Origin of the sequence: Psychrobacter sp. TWP2-1-2 (genome assembly GCF_049896785.1) — a bacterium.
Classification (GTDB): domain Bacteria; phylum Pseudomonadota; class Gammaproteobacteria; order Pseudomonadales; family Moraxellaceae; genus Psychrobacter.
Genome location: NZ_JAFCVA010000020.1, coordinates 1 through 20,397 on the forward strand (window position 1 = coordinate 1; position 20,397 = coordinate 20,397).

The 20,397-nt window shown below is 40.5% G+C and carries 15 protein-coding genes and 1 pseudogene; 10 read left to right on the forward strand and 6 right to left on the reverse strand.

What is annotated here, in order from left to right; genetic code table 11:
• The first annotated feature begins 554 nt into the window (after positions 1–554).
• From ACP7AE_RS12910 to ACP7AE_RS12945, 8 genes and pseudogenes are all read left to right on the forward strand, one after another.
• Positions 555–2,915, forward strand: a complete 2,361-nt coding sequence (locus ACP7AE_RS12910; protein WP_426243558.1) for a tetratricopeptide repeat protein — start codon at positions 555–557, stop codon at positions 2,913–2,915.
• 445 nt (positions 2,916–3,360) lie between these two features.
• Positions 3,361–4,380: a lipoate--protein ligase gene (locus tag ACP7AE_RS12915; RefSeq protein ID WP_426243560.1), complete on the forward strand. Its 1,020-nt coding sequence runs from the start codon at positions 3,361–3,363 to the stop codon at positions 4,378–4,380.
• Positions 4,381–4,599: 219 nt separating this feature from the next.
• Positions 4,600–5,547, forward strand: a complete 948-nt coding sequence (locus ACP7AE_RS12920; RefSeq protein ID WP_426243562.1) for a PAAR domain-containing protein — start codon at positions 4,600–4,602, stop codon at positions 5,545–5,547.
• Between the two features lie 73 nt (positions 5,548–5,620).
• Positions 5,621–6,313, forward strand: coding sequence for a hypothetical protein (locus tag ACP7AE_RS12925; protein ID WP_426243564.1), 693 nt, complete (start codon positions 5,621–5,623; stop codon positions 6,311–6,313).
• Between the two features lie 121 nt (positions 6,314–6,434).
• Positions 6,435–6,608 (forward strand): annotated as a pseudogene (locus ACP7AE_RS12930) (PAAR domain-containing protein); the annotation flags it as partial.
• A 45-nt stretch (positions 6,609–6,653) separates the two neighbouring features.
• Entirely contained in the window at positions 6,654–7,388 is a 735-nt protein-coding gene (locus ACP7AE_RS12935) for a hypothetical protein (RefSeq protein WP_426243565.1), read from the forward strand.
• A gap of 290 nt (positions 7,389–7,678) precedes the next feature.
• Entirely contained in the window at positions 7,679–8,248 is a 570-nt protein-coding gene (locus ACP7AE_RS12940; protein ID WP_426243567.1) for a hypothetical protein, read from the forward strand.
• A gap of 50 nt (positions 8,249–8,298) precedes the next feature.
• Complete coding sequence (locus ACP7AE_RS12945) at positions 8,299–9,201, forward strand: tetratricopeptide repeat protein (RefSeq protein WP_426243569.1); 903 nt, start codon at positions 8,299–8,301, stop codon at positions 9,199–9,201.
• A 72-nt stretch (positions 9,202–9,273) separates the two neighbouring features.
• Here ACP7AE_RS12945 and ACP7AE_RS12950 read toward each other — a convergent pair whose 3' ends face one another.
• Positions 9,274–10,476: a serine hydrolase domain-containing protein gene (locus tag ACP7AE_RS12950; protein WP_426243571.1), complete on the reverse strand. Its 1,203-nt coding sequence runs from the start codon at positions 10,474–10,476 to the stop codon at positions 9,274–9,276.
• A gap of 148 nt (positions 10,477–10,624) precedes the next feature.
• Between ACP7AE_RS12950 and ACP7AE_RS12955 the strand changes: the two genes are divergently transcribed.
• Positions 10,625–11,380, forward strand: coding sequence for a lysozyme inhibitor LprI family protein (locus tag ACP7AE_RS12955; RefSeq protein ID WP_426243573.1), 756 nt, complete (start codon positions 10,625–10,627; stop codon positions 11,378–11,380).
• A 137-nt stretch (positions 11,381–11,517) separates the two neighbouring features.
• Here the strand turns inward: ACP7AE_RS12955 and ACP7AE_RS12960 are convergent, their stop codons facing one another.
• Entirely contained in the window at positions 11,518–13,653 is a 2,136-nt protein-coding gene (locus ACP7AE_RS12960; RefSeq protein WP_426243575.1) for an FAD-dependent oxidoreductase, read from the reverse strand.
• Between the two features lie 433 nt (positions 13,654–14,086).
• Between ACP7AE_RS12960 and ACP7AE_RS12965 the strand changes: the two genes are divergently transcribed.
• The gene (locus ACP7AE_RS12965) at positions 14,087–15,751 is read left to right on the forward strand and encodes an AMP-binding protein (RefSeq protein ID WP_426243577.1); all 1,665 of its coding nucleotides are present in this window, start codon (positions 14,087–14,089) and stop codon (positions 15,749–15,751) included.
• Positions 15,752–15,878: 127 nt separating this feature from the next.
• On the opposite strand, the gene ACP7AE_RS12970 is transcribed toward ACP7AE_RS12965, so the two are convergent.
• The 4 genes from ACP7AE_RS12970 to hemA form a co-directional block, all read right to left on the reverse strand.
• Positions 15,879–16,298 carry a DUF6691 family protein gene (locus ACP7AE_RS12970; RefSeq protein ID WP_426243579.1) on the reverse strand — a complete coding sequence of 140 codons (420 nt, stop codon included), beginning with the start codon at positions 16,296–16,298 and terminating at the stop codon, positions 15,879–15,881.
• Between the two features lie 98 nt (positions 16,299–16,396).
• A complete protein-coding gene (locus ACP7AE_RS12975) occupies positions 16,397–16,834 on the reverse strand; it encodes a YeeE/YedE family protein (protein WP_426243581.1) in 438 nt (145 codons plus the stop codon).
• A gap of 161 nt (positions 16,835–16,995) precedes the next feature.
• Positions 16,996–18,129, reverse strand: coding sequence for an aminotransferase class V-fold PLP-dependent enzyme (locus tag ACP7AE_RS12980; RefSeq protein ID WP_426243583.1), 1,134 nt, complete (start codon positions 18,127–18,129; stop codon positions 16,996–16,998).
• A gap of 665 nt (positions 18,130–18,794) precedes the next feature.
• Positions 18,795–20,150, reverse strand: a complete 1,356-nt coding sequence (gene hemA, locus ACP7AE_RS12985) for a glutamyl-tRNA reductase (protein WP_201539482.1) — start codon at positions 20,148–20,150, stop codon at positions 18,795–18,797.
• Positions 20,151–20,397 lie beyond the last annotated feature (247 nt).

Genomic DNA, 20,397 nt, shown 5'->3' on the forward strand with positions numbered 1-20,397 from the left:
TCCCATGTATTATCGGTGAGCACTGTTCTTGCCATAATTTAGAGAGCCCTGTTTGAAATAGTCTCTTTATTTTAAAGCCTTTATACTTACTTTTACAGATTAGGGACACGCCCTAGTAATGTTGTTGCATATTTCGCTAATAATCAAATCACCCTAACTGAGTCACAAGCTGAACAAATTACTAAGGTTATAGAGAATAACAAACTAAGGCTGAAAGCAGAGCAATTGAATACAGAAGATTTTATAAATGAACTTGAAAACGACGAACAGTTTCAGCAATTTGTTGAAAGTATCAATCAAACCGTCATAAACAACAACACTGATAACCGAATACAGATTGATGGTAACAATAGCTCAGTCAATACTAGCAGAGGTGATTTCCTTAGGGATTCCAGTAGGAAGATAGAAGCTACTGGTAATTACACTGAGGACAACAGTGTTACTAATAATTATACAGCGACCAATAATGAAAAAAAGCACTAAGGCTACTACCACCACTAGCAATCTCTAACTTCGTAGGTCGTGTTGGTGAGTTAGTAGTCATTACAGAAGCTATGCAAAACTACCAAAGTCCTGTTTTGCTAAATGGTATGGGTGGCATGGGTAAAAGTAAGTTAATGAACCATTGGGTTCGAGAAGTTCATGACAATAAAATTAACAACATTTCCTTTCAACATATTATCCATATCGACTGTAGCGTTGATGTTGAAACAGGTTTTTTAAACAACTATAGCTTGCTTGCTCAACTCGGACTTAATCACTTATCGAAAGATAATACATCCAATAAACTAGATATAATTATCACTGCGCTTAATCAACTAGAAGAGTTACTGCTAGTACTGGACGATTTACCTTGGCAGGAAGATTTTTTAGATAACTGTGCTGACCAGCTAGCGCGATTGAGCGTTTTGCCTTGTCATCTGATTGCTACGTCACGTAGTCAAGACTATGACGACTTTAAACAAATTCATATTAACTCACTTTCTAAAAAGCAGTGTATTGATCTATTCTTAACCCATAGTAAGATTAGCACTGTAGAGCATATTGAAAAAGTTCAAGAAATTGTTGAGTTAGCCGGTAACCATACTCTGACTATAGAATTACTAGGCAAAACTGCTCATCGACAACAATATAGTCCAGACGAGCTATTAGAGCTTTTAAAGGAAAGACAGTTTCATATTGATACCAAAGTTCGTTATAAGAAAGACTCTACTTCAGTTAACGAAAGTATTGATAGTGCCCTGGGAAAGCTATTTTCTCTTTCTGGACTGAGTAAGCAACAGCAGGAAGTCTTATATCATTTATCTTTGATGGACAGTCAAGAGTTAAGTTTTGACCCCCTTATTGAATGGTTAGGTGAAGATCTGATTAAAGATAAGAGTATGTTGATGGAGTTGCTAACAAGTGGTTGGCTACAGATAAGTAATCTTAATAGCAATACTGACAATATACATAACACCCAATATTACCAACTACACCAAGTAGTTAGCCATGCCGTACTTACCAAATTTTGTAATGAATATAAAAGTCAAAATCGAACAGAGTTTCTACAGCATACGTTAACTCGGCTTGAAGAATACTATAAGCAACTTGAGTATCAGAGTATTCCAAAAATTGTAAATCAAAGACACCGGCTAGAAAAAGCGTGTTTGCCTGCACTAGTAGCTTATATTTGTAATAGCATTTGTATAACTATTGACCTAAATACATTAGAAAAAATAAATAATAGTCTAAATTTATTTACTGAATTCTGCATAAGGCAAGGTAAATATGATTTAGGTAAAAAAGCTATATTATCTATCATTAATCATATCAAATTAAACTTAGGTGAATATAATCTTTCTTATGCAGATACTTTGAACAACTTAGCTGCTTCATATCATATGACTGGAGATTTTGAACAAGCTTTAAACTCTTACCAAGAAACGTTAAAAATTGCAAAAAAACAGCTAAGTGAGGTCGATCCTGAATACGCTAAACGCCTTGCAAATCTAGCTAGCTTATACGAATCTATGGGAGAGTACGCGTTAGCTTTACCTTTGTATCAGCAAATAACGGCAATTTTAGAGAAAGATAAAAGTAATAATAGTCACGCATATGCGGTAAGCATGAGTAATCTGGCACTTTTATACTCAAGTATGGGCAAATATAAAACGGCTTTACCTTTTATTTTAACTGCGTTGAAAGTATTTAAGAAAGAAAAAGATGAGAATCACCCTAATTACGCCTCAAGCCTTCTTGTCTTAGCGCACCTATATGAAGAAATGGGTGAATATAAGAAAGCTCTTCCACTTTATCAAATGGCTCTTAATATTAGAAAAGAGAGGTTGAGTGAAGTTCATCCCCTTTACGCTTCGAGTCTCAACGCTTTAGCTGGTTTATATGAGATTATGGGTGACTATAAAAAATCATTAGCACTGTATAATAAAACCCTTGAAATAAGAAAAGCAACCCTAGGAGAATATCATCCCGATTATGCCACAAGCCTTAATAACTTAGCGTTTATTCATCATAGAATGAAAAATTTTGAACAAGCACTTCCTATGTACTTACAGTCTTTTCATATCAGAAAAAAAGCTTTAGGTGAGAATCACCCAGATGTTGCTGCTAGTCTTAATAATTTAGCAGACATATATAAATTAAAAGGGAACTATGAAGAATCGTTATTATTAAGCCAGCAAGCACTTGATATTAGAAAAGAAAGGCTTGGTGTTTATCACCCTCTCTATGCCCAAAGCCTCAATAACTTAGCTTGCTTATATGACGAAATAGGAGAGTTCAAAAAAGCTATCCCTTTTTATATACAAGCTATAGTTATAACTGAAAAAGCTTTAGGGCATGAACATCCTTACTCTAAGAATGTTAGAAACAGTTATTTGATAGCAAAAAGGTTATCTGATGATAGTAAGATATAACTTTCTTATTTTATTTATTGCTTATACTACCTTACCCTAAACTTGAACTACGTCTAAACTTAGTTAAAGTTATCAATAATCAACTTCGGGAGTGTTTTAGCCCTGATAGTAGCGGTATCCTAACGCAGACGATGGCGATGCGGACTATGGCTGGGGGCGGTCGCTCGAATGTTGGAACGCCACCAGACAAACTAGTCCGCACGCCATCGACAAGTTAGATACAAGCGAATAGCAGGATTAGCTCCCACAACTAACCATTCTTCAAGAACTTATAAATCTATTTCTCAAAATCTAACCAAAACTCCCCGCTACATCACAATATTTGAATTCCTAAAACTCTCCTCCCTACCACACAGCCATTGAATTCCAATCTCGCATCGGCAACAATGTCATTATCTATTTATAACGTTCAATATAAAAAACCATTCGAAAAAAAGGACAAATAATGAAACTGCGCATTTTAAAATCTGCCGTGACCAACCCTTGGTTTAACCTCGCGACCGAAGATTGGATATTTAATACGCTCAATCCCGACTCGCACACGCTATTTTTATGGCGCAATAGCGAGACTGTGGTCATTGGGCGCTCGCAAAACCCATGGGTAGAATGCAAAATCGATAAGATGGAAGCCGACGATGTGTTTTTGGCGCGGCGTCAGAGTGGCGGTGGCGCAGTGTTTCATGATTTGGGCAATACCAACTTTACCTTTTTATCGCCCAAAGATGACTACGATCAAGCAGCGAACTTTACCATCATCATCAATGCGCTAAAAAAGTTAGGCATAGACGCGGATTTATCAGGTCGTAATGACATGCAAGTCGGTGATAAGAAAATATCAGGCAGCGCCTTTAAACATGCAGCCGATCGTAGCTTTCATCACGGGACATTACTCGTGAACGCCAATATGCAGAAGCTCGGCGATTATCTCAATCCGCATCCGCTTAAGCTAAAAGCCAAAGGCATCAAGTCCGTGCGTGCGCGCGTCGCTAATTTGGTTGAGTTTAATGAAGACATCAATCATGAGACGCTATCCGAGGCGATTATCGAAGCGTTTTGTGAATACTATCGCGACAAAGATTATGGCGACACTACGCCAATAGAAGCGTTGGATGAAGCCAGTCTCGCGCAGCAGCCATCATTAAATAAATACTATGAGCAAATGGCAGATTGGGATTGGCGCTTTGGCAAGACGCCTGAATTTACCCATCATATTGAGACGCGCTTTGATTGGGGCATTATTGATTTGCATCTTGATGTGAAGCAGGCGGTGATACGCGAAGTGGTCATTTTCTCTGATGCGCTAAACGTTGAATTGATTGACCTGTTAAAAAACACACTGACTAACGTTAAATATAATAAAAGCGATATTAAAACCAAGCTCGATGAATTAGGCAAAGCGCATCCTGAGTTGGCAGCGCAGATTGATGACGTGTCTGTGTGGCTAATTGGAGAGATGGAAGGTTAGATTTTTGCTTATACTAATACTGATTAAAAAGTCTCAAGTCCTTACTACCGTCAGTCATTCTAACGCTTTTATGCTTTGCGCAGGCTAATCTTGAGATATGAGCTCTGCTTCTAGTTAAACTTAAGTTTGATATTTAACGCTTTAGCCATCTATAATGTGATGCAAATAATAGACTCCAGTTAAGAGTCTACACTTTGGGCATTTAAGCAAGGTAGCACTATGGCAGCCTATATCACAGTCGGCGCAAAGACCTCTCACGGTGGGACGGTCATCTCCGGCTCACCGCACACCACTCATAACGGTATCCCAATCTCGCGTATAGGCGATAAAGTCATTTGTAAAAAATGCAAAAAGGTGACCACTATTCTTAGTGGTGATGCCTCTTTTATCATTGATGGCGCGCCCATTGCTCGTGGCGGTGATGTCACCAGCTGCGGCGCTAAACTAATCGCTAGTCAGCAGTCATTTGCAGAGTCAGGATTTGATGTGGGTAGTATTGAACAGGCAGCGCCTTTGCAGTTTGCGAAGTCGGAGCCTGATGTTTTATTTGGGAATAGCTTTGTAGAGGATGATGAGGAGCCTACTGAAGATGACTATGTCATCACTAATTTAGGTGATGACGTTGATGAAATTGCAGCTGGCTCACCTACGTTGCAGGAAAATATCAAAGATTTGCAAGAAGCAGGTTGGGACATAATGTATGGTCCTGATTCTGAAGGAACATATACTAATTATGAAGATAAAGAAATAGTAGTTTCTGAATATTATAAAGATAAGCCAGCCATGGCTATGCATGCGCTCACTCATGAGGTAGGTCATGCTACCTATCAAGGAGAAATCGACATATCAAGTAGAGATGCTTATATTGATAGCAAGCTAAAAGGAGAAGGAGGCGCTGCGATTTACAGTGTCATGATCAGAAAAGAGTTACTAGATAATGGTGCCATAGATATTATGAAACCGCATAGTGATCCAAATGAGCTTAAAACTCTTGTATCAGCATATGAGAAATATGGTGATGATCATAGCGCTTGGAGTGAAGCGGGAAAAGTATATGGAAATCGTAAGACATCTACTACAGGTGAAAAATATAACGACTTTTACGGTAACCGTTATGATGAATATGAGAACGAAGGCAATTTAAATGAGCTGCTATTGAATTTTTAAAAATAGTATTTACTACAGTAAAATAAATTTTTACTAATAATAGTAGTTTATTAAAAAATATAGGTTGATACTTGTGACTAACGATAAAACAAAAAAAATCATTAGAAATATTTTACTATTAAGTACAATAATGTTTTATTGCACAACTGCCCACTCATCTATTACTATGAACAATGCATCCCATATAGATATTGATAGCTTAAATGAAGAAAAACGAATGCTTTTTGACACAATTGACTATTTTTCAAATAACTACCCGTATTCAATTCATCAAGTTGAAAATTTTTATAACCATCAGTTTCAATTAATTGAAGTAGCGCATGGTCTTAATAATTTTTTTGAAATTTCTCAGGACACAAACGAGCATCCTTTTATTCAGGACATAGACTTAAGGGTAAGTGATATAAATAGTAAGTTGCTTATTATTGATTTCAAAAATCCTATCTGCTTCAATAGTTCTGAATATAATAAATTAATATCTGATTACAAAAAATCTTATAACAGTCACTTTCAATCATACTACCGCGTTTTAGATAAAAAGAACGATATAGGAAAAGTCTTTCTGACCAATAGGTTAGTTATTGTTGGCATAAAAGATCACATAAGAGGCTACAGCTCCTCCTCAAATCAAAGCAACAACTCAAAACCTTTAAAAATAATCAGTGATTTAGAGAAAGAAAATAATAGTCGATGTATTACTAACTTAACATTTAATACATTTGATTCGATAAAACCAAAACGTTATGGTCGCTACATTAGAAAATAAACGATAGATGGTTCTGTGGTTTTATACTCAATGATACATAGCGCCCAGAATAGCTTAAATATCAGGGACACATCTACCCCAAATCTGGCTTTGAATATAAGGCTTTACCGATGGCGGTACGGTCATCACTGGCTCTCCGCAAACCACTCATTATGGTATTCCTATCGCTCGTCAGGGAGACAAAGTCGTCTGCAAGAAATGCAAAAAGGTTGTCACTATTATTACTGGTGACCCATCCTATATAGTAGATGGTGCGCCTGTTGCTCGTGTAGGTGATATAACCAGCTGCGGCTCAAAACTAATTGCTAGTCAACAAGCGTTTTCAGAGTCGGGTTTTGATGTGGGCAATATTGAACCATTGCAGTCTGCAAAGTCGGATTCAGAGAGCTTATTTTCTAACTTTGCAGCTTCCGATGACAAAAATTCTGAAACTGAAATGTCTGATGAAGAACTGGGAATCTGGGTTGATGTATCCACTAAAAAGGCATTACAAGATGGTGGGCTTTGGGCAGGAGCAGGTACACGTGAAGAGCTGATTTATCAGGAACGTGCTAATTCACTATGGATCGATGTTAATGGTGATCCCAAGAAGTTTTATGAAGGTATGCAAAAAATTAGAGATGAGGCGGGATTAGTTTTTGACATTATGACATTTCCAATGGGTTTAGGTGCGGTATCTGTTAAGACTGGAGTCAAAGCTGGGCAGTACGTGATTCGAAAACGAGCGGTAAGTAATAACAATATCTACAGAGACTCTGAAAAAGGTTTCGACTGGACTTCTACTAAGAAAAGATCTCCTAATACAAACCTAGCAGAGCATTGGAGTAAACATAGCAAAGAATTTCCTGAGCTAAAATCTCAAAATGACTACTATCGTCATGCTCAAGAGTTTGTCAGTGACCCTCCGCGTGGAACTTTAAATAAAACAAGAAAGAATGGTGATACGGTTTTATATAATCCGAAAACAAACACATTTGCCGTCAAAACGAAAGATGGTGCACCTCGAACAATTTTTAAGCCTGATGCTTCCACACATCCCTACTCAACTAATTTGGAATATTTTCATGCTCAATAGAGAGTTACACAGTTGTAAAATATGCGGTTACTGTGATGAGGATTTCTTGCCATGGGGTCTTGACGGTGAATTCCCATTATATGAAATATGTCCTTGTTGTGAAGCGGAGTCTGGTTATGAGGACTTTACCTTAGAATCAATTATTCATAATCGTAATAAGTGGATTGAATCTCCAAAATTTAAATCGGATGAGAAATATAGAGAACAATTAGTTAACTACTTAGAATATTTAAAGCGCATTAAATAACCTAGTTTTGAAAAATATTATTGAGTATGTAGGAAAATAATCAGTGAAAATAAGAGGTAAAAAATATAAGTTATCTGATATTTCACTTCTTGCTTTCGTTATTATTTTATTTATATGGACTGTAGACTTAGAACCAGATAAAGAGCTAGAAATATATCAACAAGAATTAGTTGCGAAGGAAAGTTGGTTAATATCTCAATTAAATGATATCGCCAATTTTATTAACTTCAACAACAGTGAATATGATTACATTAATCGAGAAGTTTGGTTCACTGCTTGGTATGTCAGTCCCGAGTTTGATAAGAATAAACTGTTACATTTACATAGCTTTCTTCTCAAGGAAGGCTGGATAGATATGACTGATAAAATTGAAAAAAACGATTATATAGCTAAGACCTCAAGTAGATCTGATAAAACAGCTAAACGTGTTCGCATTCTATGCAAAGATAAAGCTACCATTTTCATGTATATGACCGATATGCAAAAAGATATCGAATATAGTTCTACTAAAGTTAGAACTTTAGTAGAACTATTATATGACTATAATTTGCCTTGTTATGACTTGAATGAAAAACAATATAACAATCCTAGCACTATAGAATTGAATAATTAATACTATTCCCTAAAAATTAATAGCTAGAACAACTAACAAAAGGAATTTTGATGTATCAAAGAAGAATTATCCCTTTAACCCAGTCTATATTCCTAGCGACAGTGCTATCCAGTAGCTTAATAACTTCTGCTTGTTCAGCGGAGTATTCAAACACACCTATATTATCTAATCAAAGCACCCCTACTGAAATATATAAACTCGGGCTAGCCTACTACGAAGGTGACTCAGTCCCTGAAGATGATGACAAAGCTTTTGAATTATTTCAAAAAGCTGCCGATCAAGGCTACGCACCTGCTAAACATTATCTAGGTATTATGTATTATGAAGGTTTGGGCGTAGATCAAAATTATCAAAAAGCATTTGAATGGGTTAAGCAAGCTGCTAACCAAGGAGATTCTGATGCTCAATTTGATTTAGGTGTTATGTACCACGAAGGTATTGCTGTTAAGCAAGATGATTTCAAAAAATTCGAATGGTTTCAAAAATCCGCTAATCAAGGAGATTCTGATGCTCAATATCGTATAGGCATTATGTATTATGAAGGTAGTGGTGTTGAGCAAGATTACCAAAAAGCAATGGAGTGGTATGTATTAGCTGCTGATAATGGATCTTTTGATGCTCAAAACAATATTGGTAATTTTTACGAATACGGTTATGGTGTGACACAAGACTATGACAAAGCTTTTGAGTGGTATACCAAAGCGGCTGACCAAGGGTTAGATGTGGCACAACTTAATATTGGTGGTCTCTACGAGAATGGCTATGGCGTCCCTCAAGACTATGACGAAGCTTTTGAATGGTACAAAAAAGCGGCCGATCAAGGCAATCAAGAAGCCAGCAATCGCATTGGTAGATTGGTCATGAATAGTAAAACTGACGATGAAGGTATCGTTATTTATAGCACCCAAGAAACTGGTCTCACATTGGGTGATATTGAAAACATGAGCCAATGATAATGACGGCTGTATGAACCAGTAGTTTTTAGCTCATATAGCTACTAATGTATGAAAGGTCTAACAGTTCCATCACTCCGCCAAACTATCCAACATCGTCTTCACTTCAGTCACATACTGACCCAAATCTGGCTCTAAATGAAAACCTTCTACTGGAATGGGTAAGCCTTTTTGTTTACCTAGCCTAACGATAATCGCGTTCTCTTCTGGCAGCACCAATACCCGCTGACCTAAGTGACCAAGCATGGCGTAAAATGGAATCGGACTGTCCATATCCGTCCACACCGAATGTCCGTAAACTTGCGCTTGCCCTTCTGCAAATGCTGCGGCATTGGGCGTAATCATAAAATCAACGTGCGCTTTGCTAAGCAGTTGCTCACCTTGCCATTCACCACCATTCAATAGCAATTGCCCAAATTTTGCAAAGTCCAATGCACTGGCATTTAAACAGCAATAAACCTTCTCAATATTTTTTGAACCATCAAGTGACCAATAGCCGTCACCTTGCATTCCAAGTGGTTGCCAAAACCTCTCTTCTAAATAGCTAGAGATAGTATAACCATGCTCTGCGAGCGCCCGTGATAATGCAATACCAAGCATTTGCGTATCGCCTGAGGAGTATTCAAATTGACCGCCACACTCTTCTACAAACTTACGATTGACCATTTGCTTAACTAAGTTATGACCATAGTAGGATTCTGCCGTAGGGTTAATAGGAAAATAATAGTCTTCCGTCCAATCATAGCCTGAGGTCATCGCTGATAAATCTGCGAGCGTGCAGTTTTGCGCATATTTGTTGCCTGCGTATTCAGGCAGCCACTTGCTAATCGGCTCATCGACACTACCAATATAGCCGTCTTCAACGGCTTTAAGATAAAGCATGGTCGTGATGGTTTTTGCCATCGAAAAGCTATTGGTATGTGAATTCTCATCGTAACCTTGCCAGTAATTCTCATACAGCAGCTTGCCATCTTTGATAATCGCAAAGGCGACAGTCTCGTCGGTATCTAAGGCATTTTGCAAGGTAGGTGTGAGTTTGACTTGCTCAAAGTTGGGATCTTTGTCCAACTCGATATGATCTTTGGCAGCAATAGTCCGATTATCAAAATCAACATAGTCATCGATATTAGCGGTATTTTCACCTTTAAGATAAGTGAGTTGCAGACCTCTAAAAATATAAGTATTGCCCGTCACCACTAAACCTAAACTAATAAGAATTAATAACGCTAAAGTAGGTAAAAATATCCATTTAAACAGGGTTTTTAACACTACCATTATAAAATCCTTTTTTATGGCGTGATTGGTGCGTACGATTGAGTATCGCTGATAGGTTTAGCGTAGCATAGATATGAATTACTGAAAGTTAAAATAAACTTATGTTTATTATAAAGTAACTGCTATATTCAAGCTTATGGAGAATAATATGAAAAAATTAACCTTAACTACAATCAGTACTTTAGGCATTTACCTCTTATCCACTTATGCAAACTCAGCCAGTTTTGATTGTAATAAAGCTTCTACTTGGATAGAAAAAACTATTTGTAAAAGTCCTGAGCTATCCAAGCTTGATGAAGCGATGGCAAAAAAATATATAAAAGATCTCAATAACGCAGCTAATGACGAAGACAGCGAAGTATATAAAAATAATGCAATTATAGATCAGAAATTATGGTTAAATTTTCAACGGAATACTTGTAAAGATACCAAATGCCTTATACGTGAGTATGAAGAACATATCGGAGAAAAGACAGGTTCTGACTGGAACGATGATTTAGATTCTTCTGATTTACCTGATAAAAATGCGTTTGGAGAATTCTCTAAAAACTTCCAGATTTTAGTATATAACGTAGACGGCAAACGCAACAATACTTTTCAAGATGCAACGAATACTTTATCGATTAATAAGGTTGATAATAAACCTCATATCTCTGTAATTGAAAGCATCCTGATTTTTAATAATTTACACACCTGTGAGATTGAAGGAAGCATTGCAACATGGTCACAAAATCACTGGGTGATTTATGATAATAGCCAAGATAAAGAAGTTAGGCTAAGGTTATATCCTGCACCTTATAAAGGTAAGAATCAGTTACTATTAAGAGACGTTGATTATCAATTTAGCTCAGGGCGTTGTGGAGTGCGCGGCTATTTTGACAGTATTATATTAGAACGTCAGTAAGTGAGCCGAGTGTCTTAATATTGCCTGAAGCAATATTATGCTGAACTGAAGCTCTATTACAAGAAACTAAATCTACCAAACCAAAAAAAGCGGCAAGATAATCTATCTTGCCGCTCTCATTACTTCTGAACTAAACCCTAAATCGCTGCCGCAACCTCAGCACCATCTCTTATGGCACGCTTAGCATCCAACTCAGCAGCAAGTTTTGCGCCACCGATTAGATGGTATTGCGCATCTGGTGCATCACCGACATTTGGCATCAGCTCTACGACCGACTCTTGACCAGCACAGACCACAACGCTATCGACACGCAATAGCTGGCTTTGACCTTGGTTATTAGTGATCCAAATGCCTTCATTAGTGATCTTATCGTACTGAGCACCTGATACTTGGATGACACCGTGTGATTTGACATGGGCACGATGTACCCAGCCCGAGGTTTTATTGAGACCACTGCCCAAGCGACCTTTAGTACGCTGCATCAAGTACACTTGGCGGATAGGTTTGATGGCTTCAGGCTTAATCAGTCCACCATCAGTTTGATAGTTGGTATCATTAGTCACACCCCACTCTTCACGCCACTCCTCGATAGACTGCGCTTTTGGACGATAGCTTGGATCTTTTAAAAGTTCAGAACCTAGCTCATCAAGCGGCTGACCATGTTTGGCGGTCAGATATTCACTGACGTCAAAACCAATACCACCTGCACCGATGACGGCAACCGTGTCACCAACTGATTTTTCACCAGAGAGTAATTCCGCATAGCTCATTACTTGTGGCAAATCCGCGCCTTCCAGTTTGCCAGCTAGGCTTCTAGGGACAACACCAGTTGCGACGATGACATGGTGGAATTTGGCTTTCTCAAGCATGGCTTTATCGACTTTGGTATTAAGTTTAATCTCAACGCCTAAGTGCTCAAGCTCGTTGATATAGTAGCGGATGGTTTCAAAGAATTCTTCTTTACCAGGGATGACCTTTGCGTAGTTAAACTGACCGCCTAAGATATCTTTTGCTTCAAACAAGGTTACCTCATGACCACGCAATGCAGCAACGTGCGCCGCTGACATACCAGCAACACCGCCACCGATGACGGCGACTTTTTTAGGTTTCTTGGTTTTCTTATAAACTAATTCTGTCTCATAACACGCTTGTGGATTAACCAGACAAGTCGAGCGTTTATTTTCAAAGGTATGATCGAGACAAGCTTGGTTACAGGCGATACAGGTATTGATGCGTTCGGCTTGACCATCTTTGGCTTTATTGACCCAATGGGCATCGGCTAAAAATGGACGCGCCATTTGAATCATATCAGCCTGACCACTAGCCACGATTTCTTCTGCCGTTTCTGGCATATTGATACGGTTAGCCGCCATCATGGGAATGCTAATATGCTTTTTAATTTCAGCAGTGAAATCAACAAATGCCGCACGCGGTACGCTGGTGACAATCGTCGGTACACGCGCTTCATGCCAGCCGATACCCGTATTCATGATGGTCACGCCCGCTTCTTCTAACGCTTTGGCAACGGTAATGACTTCGTCCATCACGTTGCCGTCTTTGACCAGATCAATCACTGACAAGCGGAATAAAATAATAAAATCTTCACCAGCAGCTTCGCGTACGGCTTTGACGACATCGACCGCCAGCTTCATACGACCTTGAATATCACCGCCATATTCATCGGTACGTTGATTCACATGACGCGATAAAAACTGATTGAGCAAATAACCTTCTGAGCCCATGATTTCCACACCGTCATAACCCGCTTGCTTGGCAAGTTTAGCTGAACGGGCATAATTTTTTACCGTCTGTTCGATGTTTTTAATGCTCATCTTACGCGGCTTAAAGGGTGAAATTGGTGATTTTATTGGACTAGAGGAGACGACAAACGGATGATAGCCGTAATGACCACTGTGCAAGATTTGCATGATGATTTTGCTGTCATATTTATGAGCCGCACGAGTCACACGCTGATGGTTAATCACGTCCGCTTTGCTATTCATGGTACCACCAGCAGGGAGTAACCACCCTTCGCGATTGGGCGAAATACCGCCCGTGATCATCATCGCCACGCCGCCTTTGGCACGTTCTGCAAAATACGCCGCTAGTTTGCCGTAATTATAAAAACGGTCTTCAAGCCCTGTGTGCATTGAGCCCATCACCATGCGGTTTTTAAGCGTCGTAAAGCCTAAATCTAGCGGCTCAAATAAATGTGGGTAGTGTTCATTGGTGCTAACAGTCTCAATGGTATTGGCAGTGCGGCTGGCGGACATATCATTTTCCTTATGAATGGTTTGTGGAAATGCTTATTAAAGCTGGCCGTGCTTTTTAAAAGTTAAGATTTTTAAAAATGAGGCTTTTAGAAATAGTTAAGCGATAGGATTTAATATCACTGGTATCGTAACACACCGCCATTATCATCAGCTATGCAGACAAGCGACTGATGAGTGAACACTATGTGCATTAGACTAATTGATCATGCGATCCAATATAAGCAAGCGCTAAAAACATACTCGCTTTTCACAGAGCATTGTCTATAATGGACGAACAAATATTTACCGTGAGTCACCTATCGGCGAGTTGCTACAAGGAAGGTCAGCAAAAATATTAATAACTTATCAAATCGTGATAAATGGCGAAGCCAACTTTATAGCAAGTTTGTAGCGTATTCACCGAATTATAACAGCAAGATAAAGGACTATCCCCATGACAGACTTCCATACCGGTCTCGGCAAAAATGCTGCCAATCATCAACCGCTTACCCCTATCGACTTTATTATCCGTAGTGCTCAGGTCTATCCCGACAAAACTGCCATTATCTATGACGATTTAACACATAATAATCTGACGCAAACGTGGCAACAGACTTATGATCGTTGTCGTCAATTGGCGGATGGTCTACGCAAATTAGGCATCGATAAAAATGACACTGTCGCCGTCATGATGCCGAACACCCCAGCGATGATCGAATGCGCCTTTGGTGTACCGATGTCAGGCGGGGTACTTTGTACACTGAACACCCGCCTCGATATCAACGCCCTGACCTTTTGTCTGCAACACTCAGAAGCCAAAGTGTTGATTCTAGACAGCGAGTTTGCTGAACATGCTGAAATTATCGATGAAGCCTTCCCTAACCTAATCGTGATTCATGCGACAGATGCGGCGCTCGATATTAAACGTTTTGGCAGCATGAGCTACGAAGCATTAATCGCCAGCTCAGACAGTTTGGATAATTGGGAAAAGCCGCTCGATGAATGGGATGCTATCGCCCTCAATTATACCTCTGGTACCACTGGTAAGCCCAAAGGCGTGGTGTATCATCATCGCGGTGCCACGCTCAATGCCGTCTCTAACATTTTAGATTGGGATATGCCCAAGCACCCGATGTATTTATGGACACTGCCATTGTTTCATTGTAATGGTTGGTGTTTCCCGTGGACGATTGCAGAGCGTGCGGGCGTCAACGTCTGCTTGCGCAAGATTGATGCTGATTTGATTTTGCAACTGATTGCCAAGCATAAAGTCAGCCATTATTGCTCAGCGCCTGTGGTGCATAATATGATTGCTGGCGGCAAGCCTGAATATAAAGACGCCATCAATCATGAAGTCAAAGGCTGGGTCGCTGGTGCGCCGCCGTCTGAAACCATGCTCGCCGCCATGGAAGCCATGGGCTTTCATATCTCGCACGTTTACGGTCTCACCGAAGTCTATGGTCCAGTCACCGTCTGCGCGGAACAAGCAGAATGGGATGAACTGGATGTCGCTACTCGTGCACAAAAGAAATCACGTCAGGGCGTAACGTCACATTTAATGACAGGCTTTGAGCTGTTTAAACAAGGCACCACGGAGCCGGTTGCCGCTGATGGTCAAGAGATGGGCGAGCTAGCATTGCGCGGCAATATGGTGATGAAAGGTTATCTAAAAAGCCGTAAAGCCACCGAAGAAGCCTTTGCTGATGGTTGGTTCCGTACTGGTGATTTGGGCATTAAATATCCTGATGGTTATATCAAAATCATGGACAGGCTCAAAGACATCATCATTTCAGGTGGCGAAAACATCTCTAGTATCGAAGTCGAAAACGTCTTATATAAAATGCCAGAAATCCAAAGCTGTGCGGTCGTCGCCGCGCCGCATGATAAATGGGGCGAAGTACCTGTCGCCTTTATCGAGATTCATGAAGGCAGCACCTTGCAGCGCGACCATGTGATGGAACATTGCAAGCAGCATTTGGCGGGTTTTAAAGTGCCCAAATATATTATCTTTGCTGAAATTCCAAAAACCAGCACCGGTAAAGTGCAGAAATTTGAGCTGCGTCAAGCGGCTAAATCATTAGCACACGAAACGCCAAAAGTAACGGCTAGCGCCAAGTAAGACTTTATCATTAAGCCTTAATAATACGGAAGTATCGTTAATATTAATGAAGCATCATTGATAAAAAAGGGTCAGCCTAATTGAATTAGACTGACCCTTTTATTGCGCTAAAAAAACCAAACCAATGTTAATTAAGCTTAGGTTCTAGCCACTGATACACCAACATCCCGACTATCATCGCAGGGATAAAGACATAAGCCTGCCACTGTCCTGTACCAAGCAGCACAATACCGGATCCTGGGCAAATACCAACCAAACCCCAACCGATACCAAATAGCATCGCGCCGATTAACAATTTTTTATTAATAGTGGTTTTGGTTGGCATCTCAATTGATGACCCAATCCAGCTGGTCTGTTGACGCTTAGCCAATTGTACACCGACTATCGCTACCATTAGACCGCCGCCCATCACCAGTGCTAGAGAAATATCCCATGCACCAAAGACGTCCAAAAAGCCCTGTACTTTAACAGGATCGGTCATGCCTGATATCAGCAGTCCAAAGCCAAATAACAACCCTGCCAGTAATCCAATTATATTTTTTAGCATGTTTTTTCTCGCACCTAATGTGTTAATCCAAGCGGTTATAACTATCCGATATAAACAATAGTCATCGCTATCTTCGCAACGTACTGTCTACGTGATTTTTAAATCAAACCCAAGGCATGACGACCAATGTAAACGGTCACAATACCAAATAACATAAAGGTCACCGTCGCCGCCATCGATCGTGGTGACAGTCGCGCATTACCGCAGATACCATGTCCACTGGTGCAACCTGAACCCAAACGTGTCCCAAAACCAACCAGTAATCCTGCCCCAATAAGCAGTGGCAAAGAGCTACTAATCTCTATATCGGGCAACGGTTTTACCAGACCATAAAGTAATGGCGAGATAACAAGACCAAGTATGAATAACACCTGCCACATCTCGACGCGCTTGGGTTTAAGAAGACTTGAGAAAATACCACTAATACCCGCAATACGACCAATGCCCAATAGCAAGATGACCGTTGCAACGCCTAGCATCAGACCGCCTACCAAGGAAATTGGCGTAAAGGCCTGCCAATCTATTTGTATACTCATAATATTTACCTAAGCCAATTTTTATCAAAACAGTTTTGGATGTCGTTTTATATAAATACATTATATTATAAAATATAATAAATAGGTAAAAAAATACTGAACCCTCGTTACAAGGACTCAGTATTCTTTTTACTTAAAGAACATCTTACGAGATAAAGATATTATTTTGCCAATACTTCATCAAGTGCAGTTTCAAAACGCTGTACCGCTCCGTCTACATCTGTCAATTTATCTAGACCAAATAAACCTAAGCGGAACGTTTTAAAGTTATCCGGCTCACCAACTTTTAACGGTACACCAGCAGCGATTTGCATGCCTGTTTCGGCAAACGCACTGCCTTTATGCATATCATCGCGATCGGTATAAGCAACCACAACGCCTGGCGCTTCAAAACCTTTTGCCGCAACGCTTTCAATGCCTCTAGCGGCTAATACTTCACGAATACGGTTGCCCAATTGCCACTGCGCATCACACAATTTATCAAAGCCAATCTCTTTTGACTCTAAAATAGTATCGCGGAATTGACGTAAGCTATCGGTTGGCATAGTGGCATGATAAGCGTGACCGCCATTTTCATAGGCACGCATGACATTTAACCACTGCTTTAAGTCTAAGCTAAAGCTATCTGATTCTGTATTGTCTACTTTTTCGATTGCCGCAGCGCTTAGCATGACTAAGCCTGCACACGGAGTGCTACTCCACCCTTTTTGCGGGGCGCTGATGAGAACATCAATACCCAAGTCTTTCATGTCCAACCACACACAACCTGAAGCGATACAATCAATGACCAATAAACCGCCAACGCTATGTACAGCCGCGCTTAGCGCTTTGATATAGTCTGATGATAAAATAATACCCGATGAGGTTTCGACGTGCGGCGCAAAGACTACTGCTGGTTTCTCTGCTTTAATTTTAGCAACGGCTTCATCGATATCAACGGGGGCAAATGGTTTTGGTGACTCACCCTCTTCACGGTGTGCCGTCAATACCGTAGACGACTTGGCGATTTTGCCTTTTTCTAAAATTTGCGTCCAGCGATAGCTAAACCAACCGTTACGAATAATGAGACAATCTTCATCATTAGCCAATTGGCGTGCAACGGCTTCCATTCCATAAGTACCAGCACCGGGTACAATGACCACTGCTTCGGCGTTATACACGGATTTTAGGTCGCTAGATAAGTCATTCATCACTTGCTGAAAGACTTTTGACATGTGGTTTAAGGCGCGGTCAGTATAGACCACTGAGTATTCTAATAAGCCGTTTGGATCAATATCTTGACGTAATGCAGTCATAGGAAGCTCCTAGTTTATAGTTAGATAGTTTAATTTTTCTCAAGCATTGGCTATAGCAAAATCCAGATACTCTCTTAAACCAACCTGCCTTAATAACGCTAACCAATCTAGAAACCTACTGTTCGCCAACTTAGCCAGATAATGCTTCTATTAGATAACATGGTTGTCAAATAACGTCTTTGTTAAATAATATGGCTGTCAAATAGCATTGCTGACCAATAGCATAGTCGCTAGATTGCATAGCAGCTAGATACTACTATGGGTAGTATTAACTGAATATTAATATGGGGTAATAGTCGAGAGCATGACGCAGGGTTGACGATATAGCACTTTATCCTAGCGCTATTGCCGTTGGTGATTGTGTTTTGCACGACGTGTTTTTATTGATTTTAGACAAAGTCGTACAGAACAGGTGCGCCACTATAGGGGCTACGCGGTGGTAGGCTAATAATGGTCACTAACAACTGATGAGATGAATAGGCATCAAGCGAGAACATATACACTAAGGTTTTGGAGAATAACCGCTCGCGTATAACAAAAGATTATCATCACTTAATATACTCATAACAGCTTGATATTAGCACTGATAATGCAGGTTGACAACGATATGTTTGCGCAATAATAAGGTTTGCGCCACTTACGTTTTTTTGATCAGTCAATAATAACTATCGACGTCCGCGATGAGCCTCTTGCAGCCCAGACACCACAAAGTCTAGCAACTCACTATCCCCTTCACGGGCAGCCTTGCGCATGAGCTTCGATGGTGCGTGGGTTAGCGTCTGCGTCAGGCGGCGTGACAGCTCAATGATAATATCTTCAGGACTGGCATTATCCTGTTGTAGCTTGGTAATGGATTCATGCAGGAGTTTATCTACTTGATCCTGCGTATGCGCGCGATACTGCTGAATGTCTTTACCGACTTGGCGCACTTGAAAGCTGCGATCCATCTCAACGACTAATTGGCTAACGAGCAATTCCGCATCAACTGCCGCTTGTCTACGCTGTTCGATATTGCCAGCGATCACGTGTTGTAGATCATCGACAGAGTAGAGATAAACATCATCAATACGACTAATGGTCGAGTCAATATCACGCGGTACGGCTAAGTCAATCATCAACATAGGCTGATAACGACGATGTTTCAGCGCCCGCAAAGTCATGGTTTTATCGATCAACACATCCATACTACCGCTACAGCTACTAACGATATCGGCTTCTGCTAAAACTTGTGGTAACTCTTGCAAAGGTCTGACTTCTACCAAGTGACCTGCGCGGCGCAGCTCCACTGCCAGCGCTTCAGCGCGCTCAGGATTGCGGTTGCAAATAATCACGCGACCTACACCAAGCCCAGCAATGTGGGTAGCAACCAAACGGTTCATCTCGCCTGCCGCGACCACCAGCAATGTGCGACTGGGCAAATCATCGAATATTTGCGTCACTAATTTGGCGGCCGCATAGCTAAGCGATACCGCTTGAGCACCCACTTGGGTCTCATTACGTACGCGTTTGGCGGCAGCAAATACTTGATCGATAATCCAGCCAAGCTGATTACTCAGGGCTTTTTGTTCTTGCGCGAGCTGTACTGAGCGCTTGATTTGACCGAGTATCTGCGGCTCACCCAATATCATAGAGTCAAGCCCTGCGGCGACCCTAAGCCAATGAGTCAGCGCGTGAGTATCACGGTGCACATAAAGATAGGGATCAATCTCAGACAGTGACAACTGCTTAAAGTCAGCAAGCCATGCTTTAATTTTTAAGATATGAGCACTAATAGCCGCCGAAGATGTCTGAGCACCGGCCGCGCCATTAGCAGACATAGAGGGGACATCTTGCGGCTCTGCTAGCTGCGGCACGAGCGCATAGATTTCCGTACGATTGCAAGTCGAAACAATCACACTGCCATCAGTAAAGGCCTCTAATTGTTTGAGCGCGATATTCACATCGTCACCCACAAGCGCCAAACGCTCTCTCAGAGCGACTGGTGCAGTTTTGTGATTGACCCCAATGACCACTAATCTCATTATTGATAGACCATAAACATGACGCTCACCTGCCAGCCCACGCTATCTCATTATTTTTAAAAGACAGTTGTAGACGACAGCGCTGAAAGGAAGACTCTAAAAGCCGCTTATTATATCATTATTGCCAGCTTTAATTAACACTCAGCTATCGATGATAGCTATTTGCTTGTATCTGGGCACATGAGTAACAAATCAACTACCGATACGATTGTTAAAACCAATATCTATGTTTTAGCGAGTGCTTATA

Coding starts and splice junctions, on each gene's coding strand:
- ACP7AE_RS12965 (WP_426243577.1), top strand. CDS start 14,087: ATGACAGACTTCCATACCGGTCTCGGCAAAAATGCTGCCAATCATCAA.
- ACP7AE_RS12955 (WP_426243573.1), top strand. CDS start 10,625: ATGAAAAAATTAACCTTAACTACAATCAGTACTTTAGGCATTTACCTC.
- ACP7AE_RS12920 (WP_426243562.1), top strand. CDS start 4,600: ATGGCAGCCTATATCACAGTCGGCGCAAAGACCTCTCACGGTGGGACG.
- ACP7AE_RS12975 (WP_426243581.1), bottom strand. CDS start 16,834: ATGAGTATACAAATAGATTGGCAGGCCTTTACGCCAATTTCCTTGGTA.
- ACP7AE_RS12915 (WP_426243560.1), top strand. CDS start 3,361: ATGAAACTGCGCATTTTAAAATCTGCCGTGACCAACCCTTGGTTTAAC.
- ACP7AE_RS12950 (WP_426243571.1), bottom strand. CDS start 10,476: ATGGTAGTGTTAAAAACCCTGTTTAAATGGATATTTTTACCTACTTTA.
- hemA (WP_201539482.1), bottom strand. CDS start 20,150: ATGAGATTAGTGGTCATTGGGGTCAATCACAAAACTGCACCAGTCGCT.
- ACP7AE_RS12980 (WP_426243583.1), bottom strand. CDS start 18,129: ATGACTGCATTACGTCAAGATATTGATCCAAACGGCTTATTAGAATAC.
- ACP7AE_RS12910 (WP_426243558.1), top strand. CDS start 555: ATGCAAAACTACCAAAGTCCTGTTTTGCTAAATGGTATGGGTGGCATG.
- ACP7AE_RS12945 (WP_426243569.1), top strand. CDS start 8,299: ATGTATCAAAGAAGAATTATCCCTTTAACCCAGTCTATATTCCTAGCG.
- ACP7AE_RS12960 (WP_426243575.1), bottom strand. CDS start 13,653: ATGTCCGCCAGCCGCACTGCCAATACCATTGAGACTGTTAGCACCAAT.
- ACP7AE_RS12970 (WP_426243579.1), bottom strand. CDS start 16,298: ATGCTAAAAAATATAATTGGATTACTGGCAGGGTTGTTATTTGGCTTT.